The 25,191-nt window shown below is 57.3% G+C and carries 11 protein-coding genes; 6 read left to right on the top strand and 5 right to left on the bottom strand.

The genetic code is table 11. The features are described from left to right. Positions 1–18: 18 nt before the first annotated feature. The 4 genes from J2I47_RS12585 (at position 19) to J2I47_RS12570 (ending at position 4,987) form a co-directional block, all read left to right on the top strand. Positions 19–2,145 (top strand): tetratricopeptide repeat-containing sensor histidine kinase, encoded by a 2,127-nt coding sequence (locus J2I47_RS12585; RefSeq protein WP_207364922.1) that lies wholly within the window; start codon positions 19–21, stop codon positions 2,143–2,145. Next, positions 2,142–2,897 carry a response regulator gene (locus J2I47_RS12580; RefSeq protein ID WP_207364921.1) on the top strand — a complete coding sequence of 252 codons (756 nt, stop codon included), beginning with the start codon at positions 2,142–2,144 and terminating at the stop codon, positions 2,895–2,897. Before J2I47_RS12585 ends, J2I47_RS12580 begins: the two co-directional genes overlap by 4 nt. Before the next feature lie 250 nt (positions 2,898–3,147). Then, positions 3,148–3,567: a hypothetical protein gene (locus tag J2I47_RS12575; RefSeq protein WP_207364920.1), complete on the top strand. Its 420-nt coding sequence runs from the start codon at positions 3,148–3,150 to the stop codon at positions 3,565–3,567. A 49-nt stretch (positions 3,568–3,616) separates the two neighbouring features. Then, complete coding sequence (locus tag J2I47_RS12570) at positions 3,617–4,987, top strand: hypothetical protein (protein ID WP_207364919.1); 1,371 nt, start codon at positions 3,617–3,619, stop codon at positions 4,985–4,987. Between the two features lie 300 nt (positions 4,988–5,287). Here the strand turns inward: J2I47_RS12570 and J2I47_RS12565 are convergent, their stop codons facing one another. The 3 genes from J2I47_RS12565 to rpiB form a co-directional block, all read right to left on the bottom strand. Then, positions 5,288–5,584: a GIY-YIG nuclease family protein gene (locus tag J2I47_RS12565; RefSeq protein WP_207364918.1), complete on the bottom strand. Its 297-nt coding sequence runs from the start codon at positions 5,582–5,584 to the stop codon at positions 5,288–5,290. Positions 5,585–5,865: 281 nt separating this feature from the next. Next, positions 5,866–7,677 (bottom strand): acyl-CoA dehydrogenase, encoded by a 1,812-nt coding sequence (locus J2I47_RS12560; protein ID WP_207364917.1) that lies wholly within the window; start codon positions 7,675–7,677, stop codon positions 5,866–5,868. A 112-nt stretch (positions 7,678–7,789) separates the two neighbouring features. Next, entirely contained in the window at positions 7,790–8,221 is a 432-nt protein-coding gene (gene rpiB / locus J2I47_RS12555) for a ribose 5-phosphate isomerase B (protein WP_207364916.1), read from the bottom strand. Positions 8,222–8,418: 197 nt separating this feature from the next. Between rpiB and J2I47_RS12550 the strand changes: the two genes are divergently transcribed. Next, complete coding sequence (locus J2I47_RS12550; protein WP_207364915.1) at positions 8,419–8,940, top strand: hypothetical protein; 522 nt, start codon at positions 8,419–8,421, stop codon at positions 8,938–8,940. Positions 8,941–9,016: 76 nt separating this feature from the next. Here the strand turns inward: J2I47_RS12550 and J2I47_RS12545 are convergent, their stop codons facing one another. Both J2I47_RS12545 and J2I47_RS12540 read right to left on the bottom strand, forming a co-directional pair. Continuing rightward, positions 9,017–10,330 carry a RagB/SusD family nutrient uptake outer membrane protein gene (locus J2I47_RS12545; protein WP_207364914.1) on the bottom strand — a complete coding sequence of 438 codons (1,314 nt, stop codon included), beginning with the start codon at positions 10,328–10,330 and terminating at the stop codon, positions 9,017–9,019. A gap of 141 nt (positions 10,331–10,471) precedes the next feature. After that, positions 10,472–13,594 carry a SusC/RagA family TonB-linked outer membrane protein gene (locus J2I47_RS12540; RefSeq protein WP_207364913.1) on the bottom strand — a complete coding sequence of 1,041 codons (3,123 nt, stop codon included), beginning with the start codon at positions 13,592–13,594 and terminating at the stop codon, positions 10,472–10,474. 365 nt (positions 13,595–13,959) lie between these two features. On the opposite strand from J2I47_RS12540, the gene J2I47_RS12535 reads away from it, so the two are divergent. After that, positions 13,960–25,191: a hypothetical protein gene (locus J2I47_RS12535; protein WP_207364912.1), complete on the top strand. Its 11,232-nt coding sequence runs from the start codon at positions 13,960–13,962 to the stop codon at positions 25,189–25,191.

Here is a 25,191-nt window from a genome sequence, read left to right as displayed (position 1 = left end):
TCCCGACTAACCCAACCCATGCTAGTTTATCTAAAGCGCTTTGCCGGCGTCGCGCTGCTGCTCACGGCGGTAATGTCTCCGGCGCTGGCCCAGTCCAGGCTGATCGACAGCCTTAAAACAACGCTTACCCGCCGACTGCCCGACACCACCCGTGCTCATATTTACTATGACATCGCCAACGCCTTTTACAAACAGGGGCAATCCGATTCAGCTGTTCGCTACCTGACGCGGATGGAACCGATTGCCCTTCGCCAAAAAGACCATGCCGGGTTGGGCGACTGCAACCGGCTTAATGGCGTCATCTGCATGCATCGGGGACTGTTTGAAGAGGCCCTAACCTTCTACCAGACAGCCCTTGCCCACTATACCAAAGCCGGTAACCAGAAGTCGGTCGCCAAGGTGTACCATAACCTGGGTCTACTCTACAAAATGATGGGCGACAGCCAGCACGTACTGGCCTACACCCGGCGGGGGCTGGCCTACATGCAACAGGCCATTGCCCTCAACGAACGTTTTAAAGCTGCTCAGTCGCTGCGGGGTAACTACATAAACCTGGGCATCATCTACGAAGACCTGGGCGACTACAAGCTGGGCCGAGACTATTTTTATAAGGCCCTGGACCCCATCGACAACACCCTGGTAACGCCCGAAGACGCCCGAATCCTGTATAACAACCTCGGCAAGAATTACAACGTAGAGGGGCAGCACCAGCAGGCCATCGTTTACCTCGAAAAAGCCTTGGCTATCAACGAATCGCTCCGAAAGAACAGCAGCCTGGTTCATAACTACCGAAACCTGGCCACGGCCTACAACGGACTGGGGCAGTGGGACAAGGCCGTTCGTTGCGCCGAAAAGGCTCTTGACCTGAGCAAAAGGGTAAATGACGCCCCGCTCACCAGCTCCGTCTACGGCATACTGGCCAAAACCTACGCCAATGCGGGCCGGTATGACAAAGCCTATGCCGCCTCGGTGGTGCACAAGCAGATCGAAGATTCGTTGATGACGCTGGCCAAAACCCGCACCATTGCGCAGCTACAGGGGCGCTATGCCGTGCAGCAGGCCAACGCGCTGGCGGGCATCAGGGCTAATCTGGAACTGGCCAAAACGCAGGCTATAGTCCGGGTCGAGGCGCAGAAGGCGAAAGAGATTGCGGCCATTCAGGGCGAAGAAAATCGCCGGATAGCGCAGATCAAAGCCATCGCCGAAGTGGCCAAAACGCGGGCGGTGGCGGGGGTGCAGGCTAAGTACGAAAGCCAGAAAAAGGCGCAACAGATTGCCCTACTCGACGGGCAAAACCAGCAGCGTACCCGGCAGATCAACTACATGACGGGTGGCCTGGTGCTGCTGATGATGCTGCTGGGCGGCCTGGTGGGGCAGTATTTCGTTATTCGTCGAACCAACCGCCGCCTGTCTGTGCAGAACGGCATTATCACGGCCAACAGTGAGCAGCTGGTGAGCCAGGCCGACAAGCTGCGCGTGTTGATGAAAGAACTGCACCACCGGGTTAAGAACAACCTGGCCATTGTGTCCAGCCTGTTGAAGCTCCAGTCGAACCGGCTCGACGATGAAAAAGCGATTCAGGCGGTGCGGGTGGGGCAGCAGCGCGTAGAGGCCATGTCGCTTATTCATCAGCGGCTGTACTATACCGACCAGCTTACCACCGTGAACATGGCCGAATACCTAAATGACCTGGCCGCCAGCCTGATCAGAGCGTATGGTTATCACCCCGACTCGTTCGATTTACAACTCAATGTTGATCTGCCCGAACTGGACGTCGACATGGCTATTCCGATGGGGCTGATCGTCAATGAGTTGGCTACCAACGCCTTCAAATATGCCTACGACCACTGCCGCTACCCAATGCTCCGTATTGCGTTGCGGCGCTACGCGGACGCAGCCGGATCGGGCATGACTCTGGAAGTGCAGGACAACGGACCGGGCATTGACCTCTCCAACGGGCAACCGGCTGGTTCGCGGTCATTTGGCAAACGGCTGATTACCTCGCTCAGTGAACAACTGGATGGGCAGTGCGAATGGCTCAACCAAAACGGCACACTCTTCCGGCTTTCTATTCAGCTTACCCAACAGGCAGAGACGGAACTGCCAGTTATTACTCAACCTTACCTCACACCCATACCCGCATGAAAACCGCCGAACGAATGCACATTTTAGTGGTCGAAGACGAGCCAATCCTGGCAATGGATCTGTCTGACAGCCTGGAAGAAGAAGGCTACTGCGTGGTGGGCGTGGCTACGAACGGCCACAAAGCGCTAGACCTGTTCCGGAGCCAGCCCGTAGACCTGGTGCTATGCGATGTTATGATCAAGGGTGACTGGGACGGTATTGAAACCATTCGCCAACTCATGGCCGAACGCCCCGTGCCGGTAATCTACCTGACCGCCCTAACCGACACCGACACGCTCGAACGCGCCAAGCAAACCTACCCGGCGGCCTACCTCAACAAACCCTACCAGCTGCCCAGTTTGCGCACCGCCATTGAACTGGCCATCCATAACGCCACCATGCGTACCCCACCCACCCCCACCGAACGCGACGGCAACGGGCGCGAGACGTTGCTACAAATTAATAACTACCTGTATATCAAACAGAACTACCAGTTTATCCGAATCAACCTCAACGATCTGCTTTATCTGGAGGCCGATAACACGTATACCAAGCTGGTTACGTCGGGGCGGAAATACATGCTCCGGCTTACGCTGAGCAGCATCCTGGAGCGCATTAGTCAGCCCTGGCTGGTGCGTATTCATCGGTCCTACGCCATCAATATCAATTCTGTAGAGTCATTCAACGACGTAGAAGTAAGCATAGGCCCACAGTTGCTGCCTCTAAGCCGAAGCTGCAAAGACGACTTCATGCGCCAGTTTCTGTACCGGTAAAAAAGCACAGCCGGGCTTTTCTGACAATTCACAAAAAAGGGTACTGCCACGGCAGTACCCTTTTTTTATGGATGACGGTTGCCCTGGCCGATGCCCCTTCCGGCCGCCTGGCCAAACGCGGTTGTCCATTCCCTCCCGAAACGCGCCGTTTCGCTTACCACAGGCCGTCGCTCACTGCCTTTGTCCAGCATCGCCTACAGGGGCCGGATACTTTTGATGCAGTATCTAACGCACACGTACCCAGAACGCTATGGACGCCCTACTCGCTTACCAACGGTTGGCCTTTACCGCCTTCGCGCTTACCACCACCCTCACGGTCTACGCGCAGAACAGTGTTGTCATCAGCCAGTCGGGTGGGGCGGGCAACACGGCCAGCATCAATCAATCGGGTGGTGGTAACTACCTGGTTGTCAACCAGCAAGCAACACAAACAGGTGATAGCAGTAAGCCCGGCAACCGGGTGAGCCTGCGGGTACCCAAAGGCACCCAAACTACGATCAACCAGATAAATAGCGGCCCAAACGCGGTCGAGATTTCGCAGGATGGTCAGGCCACAGCGACAATCAACCAGTCGTCGGCTACGAACGAAAACCCGATAACGGTACTGCCCAATGCACTACCGCCAACCGACAAACCCCGTCCTGCCAAACGGCGTAATCGCCAACCCTAACCAACCCGTTTAAACTCCTTTTTTTCAGCTTCTTTCTCTATTCTCTCCCATGAAAAATGTATTCCTCACCGGCACCGCGATGATCGCTTTTGCCACCGCGGGCCTCGCCCAAACCAACACCGCTACGCTAAACCAGAACGGCAACGCGCAAACGGCTACTCAGCTACAAACAGGCAACTACCTCCAGTCGACAATTACCCAGGATAAAGTGGGCGCAACTAACTACGGTAGCTATGCGGCTACGCGCCAGCAAAGCAACGGTTCAGGGGGTAATATTGCTTCTGTCGAGCAGAAAAACGGTTCGAACTCAAACCGGGGGTATGTTACGCAGGTGGGCGGCACAGGCAACGAAGGGGCCATCACCCAAAATAACAGCAGTGGTGCGCTGGCAACGGCCGCCGTACAGGTTACCGGAGCCACCTCAGCAGCAGCGGTGATTGCCGCCAAGGGCAACTGGGCAGGTATCTACCAGCAGGGTAGTAATAACATCACTACCTACATCAACCAGAGTGACGTAAGCTACGCTAACTTCGGCGAGATCAGCCAGTATGGCAACAACAACCGCCAGACGTCGATTAACCAAAGCAACCACGCAGGCGATAACAAAGCCGACATTTATCAGGGAACGGCCAGTGTGGGAGTAAGTGATGACCGCGCCGTGGTATTACAACAAGATTACAGCTTCCGCAACACGGCTACAGTGACGCAGACAACCAGCGGCAACGACGCCTTCATTACCCAAAAAGATAACAGCTTCGATAACGAAGCAACGGTGCAGCAAATTGGCGGTGTAGGATCAACAGCAACGATTTTGCAGCAAAGCACTAAAAGTAGTGAGGCTTCTGTTGAGCAACGGGGAAGTAACAACGAAGGTACAGTCAATCAGGTGAATGGATCCCGGTTTGAGCAGGCCGACATCTTGCAGTTGGGCTACTCAAACCAAGCTGTTGTCTACCAAAATAATGATTATTATGGCATAGCCAGTGTGACGCAGAACGGCCATCTCAACAAAGCCAATATTGATCAGGTGTATGGTGGGAATGTGGCAGGTACCGGCAATACGGCTACCATTACCCAAAACCTACTTTCTACAGCAGGATCGCACAACGTGGCGTACATCAAACAGGGCGATGGTACTACGTTGTCAAAAGACAATACGGCTACCATTACCCAGGAATACAGCTACAACACGGCCAAGTTGTCGCAGGTGGGTAATGGCAACACGGGTACACTTAGCCAGCGTGGCGATTACAACGTAATCAAGGGTCTCAGCGGTGATTTTGCCATCCAGCAGGGCAACAACAACACGCTGACGGTGACGCAGAACTCAGGCAGCAGTGCCCCCTACGTAGCTAATATTGCCAGCGCCAGCCAGATCGGTATCGGCAACACGGCCACAATCACACAATCGCGAAACTAAAAAGTCAGCGTATTGTAAATTAAGGCATTGCCCTTAGTTCGCCCTCCGTGCCGCGCAGCTTCTTGGTTGCGCGGTACTGTGAGTAGCTACGCGCTAGCTACGCGCTGGTTGGCTTCGCGATTGTGGCCCTTCGACAGGCTCAGGGTGACAGGAAACTAGAACAATTCTCTTGAGTTGATTCAAGGTCGTTGTCACCCTGAGCCTGTCGAAGGGCCTAGCTAGCGAAGCACACCTGCGCCAAGCCAACCAGCTCGTAGCTCACCTAACCAAACGGCTACCAGCGCGTAGCCACTCACAGTGCTAATCAACCTGCTTCACAGTCTTCGATAAACCTGGCAGTAGATCAAATCGACCATTAATCAGCGCCTCTTTTTTTACCCTACTCCAACCTTTAATTTGCTTCTCAACCTCAATGGCCGCCATTGGCGTTTGAAAAACGTCGTACCAGAGCAGTTGAACAGGGCGACGTGTGTACGTATAAGCTTTTAAATCAAGACCCTCGTTGTGTTCGGTCAAGCGACGTTCAGGGTCATTTGTAATGTCTGTATAGTACGAGCCATCAGCACATCGAAGTATGTACACGTAGAATTTATTCATAGTGGACAGGACAGGCTTGTACTCATACATACGTGGATAGCTTGCCTTTGAGAGTGGTTTGGGCAGGTTGGCTTGGGATAGGTTAGGTTGACTACGTGCTGAAGGTTGCTGCCGCGCGGCCGGAACGCCGGACCGCCTTCGACAGGCTCAGGGTGACAACAACCTTGAATCAACATACTTGAACTGCATTAGGTGGGTGTCACCCTGAGCCTGTCGAAGGCGGTCCGGCGTTCCGGCCGCGCGGCAGCAACCTTCAGCGCTAACCTATCCCAAAAAAAGCCTCAGAACCAGTCTCCCTGCATGTCGAGCGTAACGCGGTTATCAGATTGAAGGCGGTGAGCCAGGGTCAGGGTTTTCACCAGCTCATATTCGTAGAAATAGCGGGCGGTCATAAGCTTGCCGTGGTAGAAAGCCACATCATCGCCCTGGGCGGTGGGGAGGGCAAGCTGGGCCACTGTTGCCTGTCGGAGCCACTGCCAGGCGATGGTTACGATACCAAAAAATTCCAGGTACAACGTGGCGTCGGCAAGGAACACGTTGGGGTCAGCAGCCAGGCCAAGCAGGTGCGTTGTGACGTGTGTGAGGCGGCTGATGGCCTCGCTCAACTGGTTTGCCAGTGGGGTCAGCTCGGGGTAAACGGTGGCTTCGGCAATGGCTTTCTGCATTTCACCAATAAGCAGTTGAACGCCCTTTCCACCCTGCTGCGTCACTTTTCGGCCCAACAAATCCAGCCCGTGAATACCCGTGGTGCCTTCGTGGATGGGGTGAATGCGGGCCTCGCGATAGAATTGTTCAACGGGAAAATCAGTCGTGTAGCCCGCGCCACCTAAAATCTGCACCGCTGCGCTCGTGGTAAGGCAGCCCATTTCTGAGGGGTACGATTTGGCAATGGGCGTGAGCAGATCGAGCAGCAGGGCCGCGTGCTGGGCTGCTTCGCCTTCGCCCGCGTGGGCCACGTCGGCATAATAGCTGCACTGTAACAACAAACCCAACGACCCTTCCAACACCGATTTCTGAAACAGCAACATCCGGCGCACATCGGCGTGGCAGATGATGGGCACTTGCGGGCTACCCATCGTTTTTTGGTCCATCGGGCGTCCCTGTGGCCGTTCGCGGGCATACTGGAGCGAGGCGTAGTAGGCGGCGGTGCCGATAGATACGGCGTTCATACCCACGCCTACGCGGGCCTCGTTCATCATCTGAAACATGTAGCGCAACCCCTGATGCGGTTCGCCCACGAGGTAGCCAATGGCCCCCTCGCCGGAGCCAACCATGAGGTGAGCAATGGGCGCGCCCTTGTAACCCATCTTGTGATACACCCCCGCCGTCTGCACGTCGTTGTCAACAAGGATTTCGGATTGGGGATCTCGGATTTCGGATTTAAGGCGTTTTTGCGGGACGGCGAAGAGGGAGATGCCTTTTGCGCCGGGGGGGCCGCCTTTGATCTTGGCCAGCATCAGGTGAACTACGTTGTCGGTGGCGTCGTGGTCGCCCGCCGAGATGTAGATTTTCTGTCCCCGAATACGGTATTCGCCTTCGGTATCAGTCGGTTCTGCACTGGTCGTGATGTCAGAAAGTGAGCTGCCCGCATCGGGTTCGGTGAGAGCCATGGTGCCCTGCCATTCGCCGCTGTACATCTTCGGCGTGAACATTGCCACGAGTTCCGGCGACCCAAACGACCGCAGCAGATTAGCCGCGCCCGAGGTCAGAAACGGGAACACACTCGACGAATAGTTGGCTGCACCGAAAATAAACGTCGCCGCGTTCATGATCGTGGCTGGGAGTTGCTGCCCGCCTTCGTCATGGGTAAACGGCGCGTTGATCCAGCCGTCGTCGCCGAAGCGTTTGATGATGGCCCGCATCTGCGGATGCACCCGAATCTTCCCGTCCACAAGTTGCGGTTCTTCGCGGTCCATCACCGTCAGCAGGGGTCGCAACAGCGTCTCGCCGATCTGCCCGGCGGCATCCAGCACCATATCAAACGACTCGCGGTCGTGGTCGGCGAAGTGCGGCAACTGATTCAGGTTTTCAGCCTTTATGACTTCATACAGGTGAAAACGCAGGTCGCGGGGGGAATAGAAGGGGGTAGGCATGGGAGTACTTTTTAATGTACAATGCATAATGAACAATGTACAATGTGGCTTTGCTCGGAATAGCTGCGCCGACTAGCGGAGCCATTGTACATTGTACATTATTCATTGTACATTAAAACTCGTCCAACTTAACAATCCTCGCCACGTGCCGTCCTCCTTCGAAGGGGGTTTCAAGGAAGATGTCGACAATGCGGAGGGCGAGGTCTTCGGGGATCATGCGGGCCCCCATCGAGAGCACGTTGGCGTCGTTATGTTGCCGGGTAAGGCGGGCCGTTTCCTCGCTCCAGCACAAGCCGCAACGGATACCTTTCAGGCGGTTGGCGGTCATGGCCTCGCCGTTGCCGGAGCCACCAAACACAATGGCCCGTTCGGCCTCACCGTCCAACACAGCCTGCGCGGCGGGACGGATGAAATCAGGGTAGTCGACAGGGTCGGTGGAAAACGTGCCTTTGTCGATGACGGTATGCCCCCCTTCGCTGAGGTGAGCTTTAACAAGTTCTTTATACGGAAAACCGGCATGGTCGGAGCCGAGGGCAATAGTCATAATGGCCTGCTGTTGTACAGTTCGCAAGGTACGGGGAAATAGCTCGATTTAGGTGAAAGTGCCCTAGCTAACCGTTGGCTAGGCATCCCCCTTTTATGGGATTGATGACAGGCCAACAAGGTCCCAACTTTGACATAGCTGAAGGAGAAAAAGAACTGGAACCAACTCTTTTTTACCAACCTTCATTCACCTTTTTTATGGCCAATCTTCATGTTTTTCAACGGGTTAGCTACCTGCGGGCGTTCCACCCTGAATGGGTAGACGGCGTTCCGGGTGCTCCCGGCCCGGTCGATCCTATTATGCAGCGGCTACTGGGCTTCATGGTCCGCGACATAGCCCACGAAATTTCGTTTCCTGAACTGACCAAAACGCTGCATCAGTTGGGGCGCACAATCATCATTAAAAACAGCAGCAAGGGAGAACGGAGTTACGGTGTAACCATGTTCGACGATGAACCCTGGCCTTGCGGCCTTGACCGCTGGAATTGGTTTATCAACTGGCTACTCCATCACAAGTTCCCACCACCGCCACCACCACCAGAACATCCCGACTGGAACTTGGCCGTCAACGTGGTTATTAGCGACCTGATGATGGTGCAATCATTACAAACGGTGGCGGCTTTGCTTAACGACAAAGACATTGCGAGCCAGTTAGTTAAAGTGTCAAATCAAGTAGCGAACCAAGCATTGGAAGCGGCTAAGAATCAGTTCAAGTTGTAAAGGCAACTGGTAACAAATTAAACGCCCACTGCCAGACCGGCAGTGGGCGTTTGAGTAAGAAGCGAACGTATAATTCCTAGATGGCCGGATCTGCCGGGGTACTGCTGTTGTTGTCGCGCTCGGTGCGGGGGTAGGGGAAGAAATTCCGGTTGCGTTCAGCACCCGCTGCACCGGGGCCGGGGCGGTTAAACCGGCGGCTGTCTTCCAGCCGGAACCCCTGGAAGGCCAGTTCTACGAGCCGGTTTTTGTAGATATCCAGCAGAATGGCGTCGGCGGTGTTCTCACCCGCATAGGCAGGCAGGGCCGCTCCCAGTCCGAAGGCATCCTGGGCGGCTGTCTTGGTACGCACTTTGTTCAGCTCAATTACGGCGTTGGCCAGATCACCTTTGCGGGCATAGGCTTCCGCCCGAATCAGCCCCATTTCGCCCGGCAAATACACTGGTACAGCGGCGTTGTTAGCCGTGTAATACGCCGACGCTACCACCGGCGTTACAGCGGTATTGCTGCTTGCTTTGGTCAAAAACGCCAGTCGCTTGTCGGCGGGGTCGGGAGCCAGAGCACCCGTCAGGCCAAGGTTGGCGTTGGTGGGCTGGTAGTTGTTAAGGTTGCCAAACGTGGCCTCGAACAAGGGGTTACGGGTGAGGTCGTCGAAGTTGAACACCGACTTGCTCGTCAACACCACTTTGGCGGCAGCGGCCAGGGCCTTATCATTGTCACCAGCCAGCAACGCGTAGCGGGCAATTAGCGCCTGAATCGTGTTCGGGATATCGATACCCGGCACGACTTTGCTCGTAAAGTTGGCCGACACCGGGGCGGCGGCTACCTGCGTGGCGGCGGCTTCGAGGGTGCGGATGGCCTCCTGCAACACCTGTACGCGTGGCACAAACGGTGCATTGGTGCCCGTAGTGATGGGCGCCTGTTCGAAAAACTGCGCCAGCGTACCCAGTGATAGGGCCTTAAAAATGGACGCGTAGCCCACAATGCCACTTTTGGTACCGGGGTCGTTGTCCGTCACGGCCGTGTTGGCCAGAATCAGCTCGGCGTTGGCGCGGACAAGCTGACTTTGGGTCCAGAGGTTGCGCACCACACCGTTGCCGTTGTTGACGTTGCCGCCTCCAGTGGCCAGGTTGGCTTCTTCGATGTTACCCACATTGAGCACGTTCAGCTCACGGGTGGTCAGTCCGGCACCCGCCGTGGCGTTATACAAAATGCTCAGTGCCCCGCCGGTGCTATACCGAAACTGGAGGCCGTTACAAAGTGTAATCAACCCGTCGGGCGAGCTAACGGCCTGCGACTGACTGATAGTACTGGGGTTCAAATATTCTGGCGTCTGGCAAGCCATCTGCGACAGCACCACCAGCGATAGAGCAGAAATGACGATTTTTTTCATAAATATGGTTACCCCACCCCTACCCCCTACCCCTCAAATAGAGGGGAGGGGAACATCCACGGCATTACAGCTTCGCTGTGTTGCGGTAGTGCGGTTCCCCTCCCCTCTATTTGAGGGGCAGGGGGTAGGGGTGGGGTCTTTTTAAAATGTGGCCGTTAGTTTAACCTGGTAAGTACGGGGAATGGGGACATTGCCGAAGTCGACGCCGCGGATGAGGTCGTTGTTACCGCCCGCGTTGGTTTCGGGGTCAAAGCCGGTGTAGCTGTCCCACGAATACAGGTTGCGGCCAATGAGGCCTACGCTTAGTCGTTTGATAGCGGGGGTAATCTGTGGCAAGGTATAGCTCAGCGATACCTCGCGCAGTTTGGTATACGACCCGTTGTCGACGCGGAATTCCTGGGTGTTGTAGATGCCGAAAATATAACCGCGTGGCAACTCGCCGCGCAGTTCACGCTCAGCATAGTCGCCCAGGCCCACACCCTGCCGGGTACGTTTGTCGGCGTTGAACACGTCGAGGCCCTGAACGGCGTCGAGCAGCACGTGCAGGTTCAGCTTTTTGTACGACAAATTGGTACTGAACGAGCCGGTCCATTTCGGGTTTGGGTTGCCAATGATAATGTTGGCCAGGGGCTTTGTCACGTCCACTTTGCCATCGGCACCACGGGCGGGCGTGAACTCAATCGTGCCCGTGTTAGCCGCTGTCGCCCTTTCCGACATCGGAAAGCCCGATGGCGACAGCAGCAACGTACCATCCGGATTGCGGGCGTATCCCGTTCCGAAGAACACGCCCACTGGCTGATTGAGCAGCAACCGCACCGGTGCTCCTGATGTCCCTTCGGCACCCACGTCGAGCACCGTGAGTCCACCCAGGTCAGTTACTTTGTTGCGGTTCTGGTTATAGATCACGGTAAAATCCCAGTTGAAGTCAGCCGTTTTGACCGGGTTCACATCCAGCACCACTTCAAAACCCGTGTTCTGCATCGCACCCACGTTGTTGACGATGCTCGTTCCCCCCGCTGATGGGGCTAAAGTGCGGTTCACGATCAGGTTGCTGATCTGCTGTTTGTAGGCCGTGAAGCCCAGGTTAACTTTTCCGTTCAGGAAACCCAGATCTACACCCCCTTCCAGTTCGGCCATGCGTTCGGGCTGCACGTCGGGGTTAGCGAGTTGCGTACCCGGCACAATGGTGTTTCTGCCCAGATACGCCGCCGGGTTAAACTGGTAGAACCGGGCGTAGGAGCCAATGCCCGACAGGTTACCCGCCTCGCCGTAGCTGGCCCGGAGTTTCAGGCTGTTGAAATCGTTACCCTGGAACAACGTCTTCCAAAAACCCATATCCGACACAACCAGCGAGCCGCTTACCTTGGGGTAATACTGGTTGGTTTGCGACGGTGAAAACTTGCTCGACTGGTCGCGGCGAATGGCCCCGGTCAGGAACGCGTAGTTTTTGAAGCCCAGCGTAGCCTGCCCAAACAACCCGCTCAGGGCGTACCGATCCAGCCCGTAGCCGAGGCCGTAGGTGGTGCTGGTGCCACCGTTGACGGTTTCAATAAAGGGGGCCAGATTCTGGCTGTTCAGCGTGGTATAGTCTGATTGAAAATATTGGTAACTATAGCCAGCAATGGCGTTAAGCTTCAAGCTTTCAAGCAGTTGCGCGGTGTACGACACGTTCAGGTCATTGTTGAACTGCGTTACCTGATTGGTGGCGTTGGCGGCGAAACCACCGGGATACCGGGCGGCGGGCAAACCAGCCACGGCCTGATAAGGGTAAGGCCGGATGTAGTTTTTGCCAAACTGCCCGTAGGTATCCACCCCGGCAATGTAATCCACCGACAGACCTTTGAACGGGGTTAGGTTCAACTGCACACTCCCGATGGTACGGCTGATCTGCTGCGAAAACTTCATGTCTTCAATTGTCGACAGGGGGTTCACGCGGGTGGGTTCCACGGCCAGCAGGTTCCCGGCGGCATCGCGCTTGGTGATGTCGTAGATGTTATTGGTGATGTTGACCGAGTTGATTGGGCTGTAAAACACGTTGCCGTTCGCTTTTTCGTCTGAATAGCTGTTGGCATAGCTTAGGCCCACCGATACTTTGGCCCAGCTTGCCAGCCGCTGATCCACGCGGGCACGGAGGCTATAGCGGGTGAAATTAGTGCCTTTGATAATGCCCTGATTCTGCAAATACCCCCCCGACACATAGTACTGCGTATTGTCCGTGCCGCCGTTGACCGACAGGTTATTGTCCGTACCCGTGCCCGTCTGGAAAATCTGGTCGAAGTAATTGTAGCGCGTCACGTCCACCAGGTTGTTGGCCAGCTGGGTGGTGGTACCATCGCGGTAGATGCCCGTAGTGGTCGTGCCGGGGTTGGCCGAAATCTGCGCCGCCGACACGCCGCCAATGGTGTAGAGGCGCAGGGCCGGGAAGCCAAACTGCTTGCCGTAGGTATTTACGGGCACGCCTTTGCGCAGTTCATTGCTGTTGAACGAGGTTGAAAACGTCACCGTAGGCTTACCGCTTTGGCCGCGTTTAGTGGTAATGATTACGACACCGTTGGCCGCCCGCGACCCGTACTGCGCCGCTGCCGCTGCGCCGTTGATCACGTTGAGGGTGGCAATGTCGTCGGGGTTAATGTCCGACAACCGGTTCTGCCCCACGTTCGAATTGCCCACATCATTGGCCAGGGCCAGTTGCGACACGTTGGTGCTGGCGTTGCTGACAATCACACCGTCAACCACATAGAGCGGATCAGATGAACCTGCCAGCGACTTGATACCCCGCAGCCGAATGGTGATACCCCCCGCCGGGTCGCCGGAGTTTTGGGTGATCTGGGCACCCGGCACCTTGCCCTGCAACGAGTTAATGAGATTACCCGACCCCGACTGCACCAGGTCCTGCGCCCGCACCGTGCTGATGGCGTTGCCTAGTTCGCGCTTGGGCGCTGACAGCGTTGACCCCGTCACCACCACCTCATCGAGATTTGTGGCAGCCGCTACCATGTTGGCGTTCAGCGTAACCGTTTCGTCGGTACCCAGGGTTACGTCCTGCCGAAGGGTTTCGTAGCCAATGGCCGTGAATGCCACCGTGGCTGGCCCGGCCTTGCGGGTAACGGGCAGTGTGTAGTTGCCATCTACGTCGGAGGTGGCACCCACTGTAGTACCCACCACCACAATCGTAGTGCCGGGCAGGCCCTGCTTGTTATCATCCAGCACGCGGCCTTTCAATACGTAGCGGGTGGCTGATTGGGCATTGGCTAGTTGACTCATGATGAGCAGACAAAAAAGCCATAGCAACCGCCTCAACGGGCGAGTTACTGTCTTTTCGTACAAGTTATTCATATATGATATGTGTAAGTAAAACTGCTACTAAAGTAATCAATAGCTTCATTCGCGACAGACAAAGCAGTGCATTAAACATGCATGTATCAATGTCGTTAAAAAATAGGCACTATACGTATGCTCTATATTCACACTAAATCCCTGATAGTCAACTACTGTTAATGATTTTTGTCTCCAGTGAACTGATAGCTCTCTGGCATGAATATTGGTCAAAAATAACAGTAGTCTACTACTGTATAATGCTACTGCGCACTCGCTATACTCAGTTTTATTACTTAATCCTATATGTCCGTATGGGATTCATTGGCGTTGCCGGTAGTTTGTCTATTGTCCTCCCCGCCCAGGCACAAATCACCGAAATCTGCAACAACGGCATTGACGACGACGGCGACAAACTCGTTGACTGTCAGGATCCGGATTGCGCTGAGTGCACGCGTTTTCAAAGTTGTGTACAGCCCAACACCTGCTACATGCCACCCATATGGGGCATCCCTAATTCAACGGGGAGTCTGGTCTATGGTTCGCAGGATCTGGTCTTGTCGACCAGTGCGCCATTTACCACCGTTACTATCCGCAGTGCCGACGGTAGCTACACTAAAACCGTGGCCGTGACGTCGTCGGGGTCAACCATTGTCTCGCTGCCACTGTCGGTGGTCATGTCTGACCAGCCCAACACGAAGCAACTCGACAAAGGCCTGATCATTACCTCCGGCGAACCGGTGCAGGTTACGTACCGTCAAACGGCGGGTAATAACCAGGACATCGTACCCCTGAAATGCCGTGCCGCGCTGGGTTACGCATTTTATGCCGGTAGCCAGACCCGGCTGGGGGGCAATAACATCGCCAGCGAACGCCATTTTGTATCGGTCATGGCTACGCTCGATGGCACCGTCGTCACCATCCGCAGCCCAATTGATCTGGAAGGCATCACGGCCAACGCACCCGTTACAGTCACGCTCAACGCCGGGCAGACCTACATGGTTACGTCGAAAGTAATCAACAGCGGGGCCAGCACCGAAAACAAATCGGTGGCGGGTGTGCTCATCACCTCCGACCCCGACCACCCGATTGTGGTTAATTCCGGGTCGCAACATACGGTACAGCCCTACAGCGGCAACCGCGACGCGGGCATGGATCAGCTTGTACCTGCCCGCACGGTAGGTACCGACTACGTGGCCGTACATAGTTTGAACACCACCGCCAACTCGGATTACGTCTTTGTGGTGGCCATCGAAAACAACACTACCGTCACCATTTCAGGCCCAACCACCACCACAGGCCCTTCGTCTGTTCTCTCTACAACGGTGTTGCAGGCCGGGCAGGTGTTCACCTACAATCTGCCCAACGGCGCACAGAACCGGGCTTTTTACATCAAAACGTCGCGGAAAGCCTACACCTACCACGTCTCCTCCTATGCCGCCAACGAGTTTGGCATGGGCCTGCTGCCAAGCATCAACCCCTGCAATGGCAGCAGGCGCATTGAGTTCTACCGCACCTCGGCCAGTTCCAACGATCAGGCGCTCGTTACGATCCCTACGTCCGGCACGGCAAGTCTGACGTTTCGGGGGCAGCCGTTTCAGACCTACGGCACTGTTATTGACCAGATAACGATCAACGGCGTACCCCACAGCATCATCAGCTTCCCGAATTCGGCCATTGCGGCGGCGGGCAATGTGAACACACTTACCTCCACAGAACGGTTTCACGTGGGGGTGGTCTCGAATACGGGCGGTGCAGCTACGGGCAATTACGGTTACTATTCCAACTACGAAGCGCGGGTAGACGTGATCAACCCCCAAACCGGCCAGCCCGACGATTTTTATACCGTGGCTACCGTTACCGTGGGCAGCCCGGTCGACTACTGCCTTACGCTCACGAGTTGTGGCACCACCAACACCATCAAGAGCATTATTCCGGGAAAATACACGCAGTCGGCTACGTTCAACGGCCAGCAGTGCATCACCTACACCATGAGCACCACGGCCCCGATCTGCGCTCGCGACACGATCCGGGTGATTGTACAAAACGAACTGGGCCGCGAGGGGCAGGTCTGCCTGGAATACGTAAATAAGAACAATGATCTCATTGTCAACGTCGTACCGAATTTACCGGCGATCTGCCAGCCCAACGGAACAACCTCACTGACCATCATTCCGACCAGTTCAGGCGGGAATTTTGCGTACGAATGGATCACGCCCGACAAGCAGGTGCTCACCACACCGGTTATCCAGGCTGCGCTTCCGGGGCGATACCTGATCAGCGTTCGGGACGGCAATACCTGTATCGACACCACCTCCATTGTGGTCCAGGCCGACACACCCGCGCTCAGGTTTACGGGCACGTCGGCGGGCAGCCTATCTTACTGTGCCGGGGTTACGGTGCCCTATACGCTTTCGGCCACGGCGGGCACCTATGCCTGGGTGGTCACCAACGGCACCATCGTGGCGGGCGGAACACCCAGCAGCCAGACGGCCACTGTGCGCTGGGGATCAGCAGCAGGAACGGGCGCAACTACGCTGGGTACGCTGAAAGCCACCGTCACGAGCGCCAATGGCTGTACGGCCACAGTAACGCAGACGGTCACGATTTTACCCGCGCCGGTGCTGTCGCTGTCTGTCCAGAATGCCACCTGTTTTGGGGGCAGTACGGGCCGCGTTGACCTCACACCCAGCAGTGGGACCACGCCCTACACGTACAAATGGACTACCAGCGCCACCACCGAAGACCTTACTAACGTGGCAGCGGGGGTATATTCCGTCACCGTCACGGACCGGGGCGGGTGTAGCACCGTGGGCAGCAGCACCGTAGGGCAACCTGCGGCTACTACGCTGACGGCTACGGTGACGAACGTAGCCTGTAATGGCCGCACCACCGGGGCCATAGACCTCACCGCCACGGGTGGCACTGCCCCTTATACCTACGTATGGAGTTCGGCCAGCACCGTTGGCATAGCCACCACCGAAGATCTCACGGGCGTGGCGGCGGGCTCGTATACCGTCGTTGTTACGGACAAAAACAGTTGTACGGCTAGTCTGACCGTCACTATAAATCAAGCCCCAGCCATTGCATTGGCTCTTTCCGGTCAAAACGTTACCTGTTTCGGTGGAACAACCGGGGCCATAAGTTTGACCCTCACTGGCGGAACGGGTGCGTTTACGTATCGCTGGGCTGGCCCGGTCAGCAACGGAGCTACGACGCAGAACCTGGTCGGCTTAACTGCCGGAACCTACTCCGTAACGGCCATCGATGCCAGCGGTTGCACCGCCACAACACAGACTACGCTGCAACAGCCACCGGCCCTTTCGCTGAACATAGTCCGCACTAACCCCACCTGTTTTGGCAACAGCAACGGCAGTATTGACCTGACCGTTTCGGGCGGCACACTACCCTACGCTTACCGCTGGACCACTACCGCGACTACCGAAGATTTAACGAGCCAACCCGCCGGCGGCTACTCCGTTACCGTGACTGACGGCAACAGTTGCACAGCCCTAACGTCTGTTACGCTCACGCAACCGACGGCCCTGAGCCTAAACCCTACGCAGCAGCCTGTGGGCTGTTTTGGCGGCAATACGGGCAGCATCAGCCTGGCCGTGGCGGGCGGAACCGGCGCATACCGCTACAGCTGGACTGGCCCCGTAGGTAATGGCAGCACAGCCAGCAACCTGACCGGCCTGACCGCCGGGGTATATTCTGTCACCGTAGCCGATGCCAGTAACTGCGCTCAGCTTCAATCGTTTACCATTACGCAGGCTACCGCATTGAGCCTGACCGGTGCGGTCTTGAACGTGGTCTGCAACGGCGGTAATTCGGGTGGCATAAACCTGACTGTGCTGGGAGGTACAGCGCCATTTCGGTATACCTGGACGGGTGGTACTACGAGTCAAAACCTGAGCAATCTGACAGCGGGTAATTACGCCGTGACCGTCACCGACGCCAACAATTGCGTGGCTACCCAGTCGTTTACCGTCACCCAGCCCGCGCCCCTTGTTCCGAATTTGACCGGACAAAACATTGCCTGTTTTGGCGGAAACACCGGCGCGGCAAACTTGGCTCCTACCGGCGGTACGGGCACTTTCTTTTACAAATGGAACACGGGCGCAACGACCCAAAACCTGACCGGGTTAGTAGCCGGCACCTATTCCGTCACCCTCACTGATGCGGTTGGCTGCATGGCCACGACCTCCATTTTGTTGACCCAGCCCACGGCCATTTCGCTGTCGGCCAGCATCCGGAATCCGGGTTGCGCGGGGAGCAGCAACGGCAGCATCGACCTGACGGTGGCGGGGGGCACAGCGGGGAGCGGCTATACCTATATCTGGGCTGGACCAACCAGTAACGGCTCTGTTTCACAAGACCTTACAAATTTGTCGGCAGGTGTCTATTCCGTAACAGCGACAGATACCAACGGCTGCAAAGCCACGGCTTCGTATACGCTCACGCAACCCACGGCCCTTAGTCTAGCCACGTCGGCACAAAACCCCGCCTGTTTCGGTACGGCCACGGGCAGCATCAGCACCACCGCCACAGGCGGCACTACTGCTTATACCTACCGATGGAGTACCGGTGCCGTCACCCAAAACCTGACCGGATTAACAGCCGGAACGTATTCGGTCACCCTCACCGATGCGCAAAGTTGTTTGCTCGTTCGGAGCGTGACGCTCACCAACCCACCCGCGCTGAGTGTGACCGTTACGGGCCAAAATCCGGGCTGTTTCGGAGCTAATACGGGTTCGTTGAATAGTATGCCGGGCGGTGGCACAGCCCCTTATTCGTACCTCTGGAACAACGGAGCCACCACCCAAAACCTGGCTAACGTGGGCGCGGGCACCTACACCGTTATCGTCACTGATGCGCAGGGTTGCAGCCGCACGGCTACCACCACGCTAATCAATCCGCCCGCCCTGTCGCTGGCTACGTCGACCCAGCATGCAGCCTGCAACGGAGCCGCCACGGGCAGCATTGACCTGACGCCCACGGGCGGTACGGGTGTCTTGTCGTACCGATGGGCGGGCGGAGCCACAACGCAAGACTTAACCGGCATTGCCGCGGGCGTTTACTCCGTCACCGTCACGGATGCCAACGGCTGTACGGCCACCACTCAGGCTACCATTCAGGAACCCTCGTCGCTGACGCTCACGACCAGCCCGCGCCCCGTGTCGTGCTTTGGCGGCAGCAACGGGCAAATCGGCCTGACGGTGCAGGGCGGCACGGGTTCGTATACGTATTTATGGACTAATGCAGCCAGCAGTTCAGCCCTGAGCGGGTTATTGGCGGGGACGTATTCCGTTTCGGTGACGGACGGAAACGGGTGCCGTAAACTTGCCACGGCCACTGTTTCGCAGCCCACGGCGCTGTCACTGTCGGCTTTTGTTACGAACATTAATTGCGCCAATGGGCAGACCGGGGCCATCAATACCACGCCATCGGGTGGTACCGCGCCGTATCGGTTCAACTGGTCAGATGGCAGCACCACGGCAGATCTAAACGACTTATCATCGGGCATTTACTCACTAACCGTAACCGATGCCAACATCTGTTCGATCACGCTAAGCCGGTCGTTAACGCAGCCTACAGGCATTGCCGCCACGGCCAGTTTCACCAACGTCAGCTGCAACGGCGGGGCCAACGGGCGTATCGATTTAACGCCCAGCGGTGGGGTAGCTCCCTATACCTATCTATGGAATACGGGGGCCACTACCCAGGACATTTCGGGCCTGACTTCCAACACCTACGTCGTCACCATCACCGACGCTAACGGTTGCTCGTTCAACTATGCCGTGCCCATCATCCAGCCCCGCCCGCTGACGGTGCAACCCGACCCGTCGAACGTACTGTGTAACGGACAAACAGCCAGCATCGTGACCGACACGCGCGGCGGCACACAACCCTACAGCTATTCCTGGAGCAACGGGGCTACTACGGCTTCGGTCTATAACCTGCCCGGCGATGTCATCAACGGCATTACTTATTCACTAACCGTGACGGACGGCAACGGTTGCACAGCCACCACGTCGGCCACGATTAAGGAGCCACCACCGTTTGGTATTGCGGCCATTGTTACCCCGGTAGCCTGTAATTCAGGCAATAACGGCCAAATTGTATTGACCGTGGAAGGGGCTACACCGCCATACGCGTTTACAATTAAAAGCCCGGCCAATACGGTTGTCAGCAACAGTTCGACCGTTTCGGGGCTTACGGCGGGGGTGTATTCAGCCACCGTAGTCGACAACAATAACTGTATTCAGACGGTAGCGATTACCGTGCAGGAGCCACCCGTAATCACTCTCAGCACGGCCCTGACTCACATCAATTGCTACGGCAACCTCGACGGAGCCATCAGTCTTACTGCCCTGGGCGGTCGGCAACCATTTGCGTATGCCTGGTCAGACGGAGGCACGGTGGACAATCGCATGGGTCTGGGGGCGGGCAGCTTTTCGGTGGTGGTGACCGACGCCAACGCCTGTACAGTTACCACAGCGGTTAGCCTTACGCAACCGCCCCTGCTGAGCCTGGGCGGCAGTTTTACGGATGTTTCCTGCTTTGGCGGCACCAACGGACAGGCCACGGTTTTCCCGGCGGGGGGCACCCTTCCGCATACGTATGCGTGGACCGGCCCAATAAACAACGGCGCGACGACGCAGACCATTTCGAGTTTGGTGGCGGGTGCCTACAGCGTCACGGTGACAGACGGCTACGGCTGTTCTGATGAGATCCGGTTTGTCATTAGCCAACCCACGGCCCTTTCGGCGCAGTTGTTGGCCAAAAACCTCACCTGCCAGGGCAACGCTACGGGCCAAATCGACCTGCTGCCTGCGGGCGGCACCGCGCCGTATGGCTACCTGTGGAGTAACAGTTCGACAACGCAAAATCAGACCAATCTGGCTGCCGGGCCTTATTCCAGCACTATTGCCGATGCCAATGGCTGTTCGCTGGTGAAGTCTGTTACGCTCACCGAACCCGCCGTTCTAACCCTGACCGGTGCTACGGTGTTGGTAGCCTGTTTTGGGCGGGCAACGGGAGAAATCAGCCTAACCGTTTCGGGCGGGACAGGCACGCGTGCTTACCGCTGGCAGGATGGCGCCACAAGCCAGCATCGCACCGGACTAGTGGCGGGCATATATTCGGTGACGGTAACAGATGCCAATCAATGCGCTGCTAGTCAATCGTTTACCATCATTCAACCCACCCCGCTTACCTCAATCATTTCGAGCCAGAGTATTGCCTGTTTTGGCGGCACCACGGGCAGCATCAGCCTCACGGCCACGGGTGGTACCCTACCCTATTCGTACAGTTGGATCGATGGTGCTATTGCCCAACACCGCACCGGACTGGCGGCGGGCAATTACCTTGTGCTCATCACCGACGACAACGGCTGTCAGGCAACCAATTCGGCCATGTTGAGCCAGCCTACGGCCCTGCAACCAGCCCTCACGCCGACGCCAGCGGCCTGTTTCGGCAGCAGCACCGGAGGCATCACAACGAGCATTGAGGGCGGTACGCCAGCCTACAGCTTTGCCTGGAACACGGGAGCCGTCGGCCAAAATCTGACGACCATTCCCACCGGCATCTATGCGCTTACCGTGACCGACGGCAACGCCTGCACAGTAGCCGCGCAGACCACCGTCGGACAGCCCACCGCCCTGTCGGTAGCGGGCATGGCGACGGGCATATTGTGCTTCAGCGGCACCGACGGGGCCATCAACCTGACCGTGACAGGTGGCACGTCGCCGTATAGTTATACCTGGTCGAACAGTAACGGTGGACCGGGAGCAACGTCGCAGGACATTTCGGGCTTACCGGCGGGGGTGTATTCTGTCACCGTGGCCGATGCCAACGGTTGCAGTGATGTCCAGACGTTCACGCTGACCCAGCCCACGGCCGTGTCGGTGGCCACTTCGGGAACCGGTATTAGTTGCTTCGGCGGCACCAACGGCACAGCCAGCCTAACAGCTTCGGGGGGCGTTGTGCCATATACGTACCGCTGGAACACAGGTTCTATCACGCAGACGATCAGTACTTTATCAGCTAACATCTACTCCGTAACGGCCACCGATGCGAATGGTTGTGCAGCGCAAAACAGCCTCGCCCTCACGCAACCCACGGCCCTGACGGGCCAGATTGCGGGCGTCGACCCCGGCTGCTTTAATGGCCTCACCGGCACCATCAGCACCACGATCTTGGGAGGTGCCGGTCCGTACAGCTACACCTGGACTGACGCCCCCGTGAACACACCGGGTCGCAGCGGCCTGGCCATCGGCACGTACACTGTCAACATCACCGATGTCAACGGATGCCGGTTTAGTCTGACTCAAACGCTGAACCAGCCCACGCCAGTAGCCCTGTCTTTATCTACCCTGCCAGCCCGTTGCAACGGGGCCACCGATGGACAGGTATCAGCTACCGCCACGGGGGGTACGCCGGGGTCAGGCATGCCCTACACCTATGTGTGGAGCACCGGTGCTCTAACCCAAACGCTTCCTGCAGTGCCCACGGGCCTCTACGCCGTAACGGCTACCGACGGTAACGGCTGTACGGCGTCGGCTACGGCTACGGTGGAGCAACCCAGCAGCCTCAGCGTAGCGGGTTCTACTAAGAACATTCTGTGTTTCAATGGACTGAATGGGCAAATTTCGTTCGAAGCCACAGGCGGCTCCCTCCCCTATAGCTACGCCTGGAGCCATTCGGCCAGCACCTCGGCCACGCAGTCGGGGTTGGGGGCTGGGGTGTACTCGGCCACCGTCACCGATGGCAACGGCTGTCAGGTCGTCCAGTCGTTTACGCTGACGCACCCCCCTGTACTCACGCTCGTGACCACGGCCCAACACATCGCCTGCTTCGGCGGTGCCGACGGCACCATCACCGTCTCGGCCACGGGCGGTGCACCGGCTGCTGGTCCAGGTCCTTACGCGTATGGGTGGGCAGACGGGGCGCAAACACCCAACCGCACGGGGTTGACCGCCGGAACGTATTCTGTAACGGCCACCGACGCCAACCAATGCACTGTCAGTCAGTCGTTTACCCTAACAAAACCTACGGCGCTGAGCGTTTCGGCCAGCAGCACTGATGCCCTTTGTTTCGCCGCTGCCAACGGCACCATCAGCCTCACGGTGGCCGGTGGCACCGGTCCGTATTCGTATACCTGGGCCGATGGACCAGCCATTTCAGACCGCACCAGCCTCACGGCGGGTAGTTATTTGGTAGGCATCAGCGATGCCAACGGCTGCAAAACGGGCCTCGCGCGCACCATCAATCAACCCGATTTACTGCGGCTGTCGCTGGGGTCGGCGGCGGTGAGCTGCTTTGGCGGTAACGACGGCTCACTTACGGCCGTCGTGACGGGTGGCACCAGGCCATACACCTATGCCTGGACTACAACCAGCTCGTTATCAGCCATCAACGGCCTTTCGGCGGGTGTCTATTCTGTGACGGTGACCGACGCGCAGGGGTGCAGCGACATACGAAGTGATACCATTTCGCAGCCCTCGGCCCTCTCATTAACGGCCTCCGCCACAGCGGCTACCTGCGCCGGGGCGGCCGATGGCACCGTGAGCGCAACAGCCACGGGCGGCACACCAGCCTACGGTTTTGTATGGTCTAACGCGATCACCACCACATCCCAAACCAGCCTTATAGCAGGTGTCTACTCTGTAACAGCCACCGACGGCAATGGCTGTTCGCTGACTACATCGGTCACGGTGACGGAGCCTCTACGCCTGACGGTGACTATTACGCAGCAAAATAATCGGTGCGAAGGTGACCGCACAGGCCGCGCCATGGCCACTGTTTTGGGGGGTACCGGCCCCTATAGCTATACCTGGGTTGGGGTAGGCGGGGCCGTGTTGAGCAATACCAATACGCTCGACAATGCCCCGGCAGGCACTTATTCGCTCATCACGACCGACAGCCAAGCCTGCCGCGAAGTAACGTCTGTGACCCTCACCGAACCCACCCGCCTGGCCGCGCTCACCAGCCTGACCCACGTCAGTTGTTTTGGCAACAGTACCGGGGCCATCAGCACGACCTTATCTGGCGGTACGCCACCCTACGCCTTTGCCTGGACGACAAATGGAGGTGCACCGTTACCCGCTACGTCCAGCCAAACCAACCTGATAACCGGTACATACCTGCTGCACATCAGCGACGCCAACAATTGCGAGGTCGACTTAACCATCGGCATTGGTCAGCCCGACGCGCTAAGCCTGGTGGAAGCGCTCACGCCGGTACGCTGTTTCAGCGGGCATGATGGCGTCATCAGCCTCACCGCGCTCGGTGGCGTTGAACCGTACCTGTATACCTGGCGCGATAGCCATGGCGCATTAACAACCTCAACGTCAGTTGCTTCCGGCTTGGCAGCAGGCTTGTATTCCGTTACCCTGACCGATGCCAACCGGTGTACGCTGCAACAATCCTATTCGGTAAGTCAACCCACCGCTTTGAGCCTGGCAGGTACGACTACTGCTGTCAACTGCTTCTCCGGCACTGACGGTAGTATCAGCCTGACTGTTTCCGGTGGCACATCGGCAACGGGCGCGGCACCCTACACATACGCCTGGGCCAGCGCAACGACTTCCTTTTCGTCTGCTACCCAAAACATTACGGCGTTAAAGACAGGAACTTACTCAGTTACGGTGACAGATGGCAACGGCTGTTCACTCGTCGACCGGTTTGTAATTGACCAACCCGACCTGCTGACGGTGTCTGCTCTGCCCACCTCGGTATCGTGTACGGGTCAACCCGCCACCGTGACCACCGAAGTACGTGGCGGTACCAGCCCGTACAGCTACTCCTGGACCGATTCGGGCGGCAACAGCAGCACCATCGCCACGGTGGTGAGCCTGACAGCGGGGGCGTATTCATTAACCGTGACTGACGCTCATGGGTGCACCGCCACCACACCTGTTTCGGTGTCTCAGCCGCCGCCGTTTGGCATCAACGCCGTGGTTAACCCGGTAATTTGCAACGGGTCAGCCACGGGCAGCATCGACGTGACGGTAGAAGGGGCCACACCCGGTGCGCCAGACCAACCGTACACTTACTTGTGGACCGGTCCGGGCAGTAATGGCGCACAGACGCAGGACCTCACCAATTTGCCTGCCGGGATCTATTCGCTTACCGTCGCCGATGCAAACGGGTGCCACGAAGTGGTCAGTTTCAGCCTCACCCAAAGCGCAGCCCTGACATTGGCAGGTGTAGCGATTGCGCCCAATTGCGCCGGGCCAACACCCCGACCCGACGGCCAGCTTGTCCTTACTAACTTCGACCCCACCTGGCGATTTGCCATTTCGACGGGTAGCAGCTTCACCACGGTTATCAATGACCCGACTGCGTTACCTGTTATTTCTTCGGATGGATTGTTAATCAACACGTTAGCAAACCCCACTACCACTATGGGTCAGCCCTACACCGTCCGCATTTTCACCGTCGACGGCTGCACGAAAGACCTCACGCTAACCCTGTTGCAAGCCAACTGCGTCTGCAAACCCGATATCTGCGCGCCGTTGGTAATCCGGAAAACGAAGTAA

Origin of the sequence: Fibrella rubiginis (assembly GCF_017353185.1) — a bacterium.
Taxonomy (GTDB): Bacteria; Bacteroidota; Bacteroidia; order Cytophagales; family Spirosomataceae; genus Fibrella; species Fibrella rubiginis.
This window is presented reverse-complemented; position numbering and strand designations above follow the sequence as displayed.